Annotated in this window: 2 protein-coding genes; both read left to right on the forward strand. The window is 58.8% G+C overall.

The window, feature by feature from the left end; genetic code table 11:
• Positions 1-75: 75 nt before the first annotated feature.
• Positions 76-1,362: an IS21 family transposase gene (gene istA, locus ACFFP0_RS30855; RefSeq protein WP_377266061.1), complete on the forward strand. Its 1,287-nt coding sequence runs from the start codon at positions 76-78 to the stop codon at positions 1,360-1,362.
• Positions 1,362-2,162, forward strand: a complete 801-nt coding sequence (istB, locus tag ACFFP0_RS30860; RefSeq protein WP_377266062.1) for an IS21-like element helper ATPase IstB — start codon at positions 1,362-1,364, stop codon at positions 2,160-2,162. Before istA ends, istB begins: the two co-directional genes overlap by 1 nt.
• Positions 2,163-2,216 lie beyond the last annotated feature (54 nt).

Below are 2,216 nucleotides of genomic sequence, written 5' to 3' on the forward strand. Positions count from 1 at the left end.
TGTCAGGCGAAGTGAGAAACTGACCCCCTGACGAAATGAAGAACTGCGCCCTCGTTTCCCAACGAGGAGAGATGGATGACGAGGTTGGTTTCAGCGCATCCTGCATTGTCGCGAACGATGCAGGGCGAGGATATGCTTCAGGCAGATGAGGTGACAGCAATGTTGCGGCTGCACGAGCTTGGCTGGGGCGCCAAGCGTTTATCGAAAGAGTTTGGGTGCGCTCGCAACACTGTCCGACGATATCTGCGGGAGGGTGGAGCAGCGCCATTCAAAAAGCCGGTTCGCCGCACTGCTTTCGATGGCTTGGATGACTGGCTGCGCGAACGCTTCTTCCGGCACGACGGCAATGCCGATGTGATCCGGCAGGAGTTGGCCAGCGAGCATGGAATTATCATCGGTTTGCGCTCTGTAGAGCTTCGGGTCCGGGAATGGCGGCGCGAACTCAAAGCGCAGAAGCGGGCAACAGTCCGGTTTGAGACACCGCCAGGCCGTCAATTGCAGATCGACTTTGGGCAGACCCGTGTGTGGATTGGCGACGAACGAATCCGGGTAAATGTCTTTGTCGCCACACTGAGCTATTCCCGACGCATCCATATACGTGCCTCACTGCGAGAAGGGCAGACCGACTGGTTCGAGGGCATGGAAGGCGCCTTTCTTCGGTTCGGCGGCGTTCCCAATGAGGTTCTGCTGGATAATGCGAAGGCGCTTGTCGAGCATCACGACGCGGTCAGCCGAGAGGTTCGCTTCAATGCACGGCTATGGGCATTTGCACGTTACTGGGGCTTCATGCCACGCGCTTGCGCTCCATACCGCGCCCGGACTAAGGGAAAGGACGAGCGCGGGGTCGGCTACGTCAAGAAGAACGCCATTGCAGGTCGCCGGTTTGAGAGCTGGGCCTCCTTCGAAGCACATTTGGATCGTTGGATACGTGAAGTCGCCGATCAGCGCGCGCACGGCACGACTGGTGAGCCTCCAATTAAGCGCTTTGCCGGCGAGGTCGATGCCCTGCGGCCGCTGTCAGGCCGTGCACCATTTGGACAGCTGCGCGATCTCGTGCGGAAGGTGCAGGCGGACTGCGCCATCGATCTCGACACGAACAGTTATTCCGTGCCCTGGCGTCTCATAGGCGAAAGCGTCCAGGTCGTTGTGCTGGCGGGTCGTGTCATCGTCCGCCACGCCGGCCATGTCGTAGCCGATCATGCTCTGTGCCAGGGACGGCGACAACGGATTGTGGACCGGACCCACTTTGTCGGTGTTGCGGGTATCGAAGGGGTAGTCCGTTCCGCTCCAGTCGAGACGACGCCAGCAACCCTGCTGCGACCGCTTGCCGAATACGAAGCTGTGGTTGGAGGGGGCTGGTGATGGCAGCCGTGGACAATGAGTTACTCATCGCGACGCTCGATCGCCTGAAGTTGACGGCAATCCGCGATCAACTCGACAGCCTGCTGGATGAGGCCGCCCGCTCGAAAATGACGCTGCGCGAGGCACTGGCGTTCCTGGTGTCGCGCGAGATTGCCCGGCGCGACGAGCGGCGTATCTCCATGTCGAGTAAACTGGCGCAATTCCCCTTCGTACGTGAACTCGACGGCTTTGACTTCGAGGCACAGCCATCGGTGGATCGCGGACAGATCAGAGAATTGGCGACCTGCCGCTGGATCGCTCACGGCGATACCGTCCTATTCCTGGGGCCACCCGGAACAGGGAAAACTCATCTTGCCGTCAGTCTCGGTCGCGAAGCGATCCGCCAAAATTACAATGTCCAGTTCGTGACGGCAGCAACGCTTGTCGCCATGTTGGCCAAGGCTCATAACGACGGAACCCTCGACAAGCAGTTGACGATCCTGTCACGGCCAAAACTACTTATCATCGACGAAATCGGATATTTGCCGTTCGAAGCGAACGCGGCTCACCTGTTCTTCCAACTGGTATCTCGTCGCTACGAGAAGGGCTCGATCCTGATTACCTCAAACCGATCGGTCGGAGAGTGGGGAGGCGTCTTTGGAGACCCCGTCGTCGCCACCGCGATATTGGACCGTCTTCTACACCATTCGACAGTGATCACCATCCGAGGTGATAGCTACAGGCTTCGCGAAAAGCGTCGTTCCGGCCTTCTGCAGAAGGCCGGAACGACGCTCGAGACAAGCGAAACAGCAAATCAATGAAGGGGGTCAGTTCTTCGTTTCGCCTACGGGGTCAAATCTTCACTTCGCTTGACA

The sequence above is a fragment of the Neorhizobium puerariae genome (assembly GCF_042429745.1).
Lineage (GTDB): Bacteria > Pseudomonadota > Alphaproteobacteria > Rhizobiales > Rhizobiaceae > Neorhizobium > Neorhizobium puerariae.

Excerpts from the sequence above, each read along its gene's own strand:
- istB (WP_377266062.1), top strand. The coding sequence starts at position 1,362 with ATGGCAGCCGTGGACAATGAGTTACTCATCGCGACGCTCGATCGCCTG.
- istA (WP_377266061.1), top strand. The coding sequence starts at position 76 with ATGACGAGGTTGGTTTCAGCGCATCCTGCATTGTCGCGAACGATGCAG.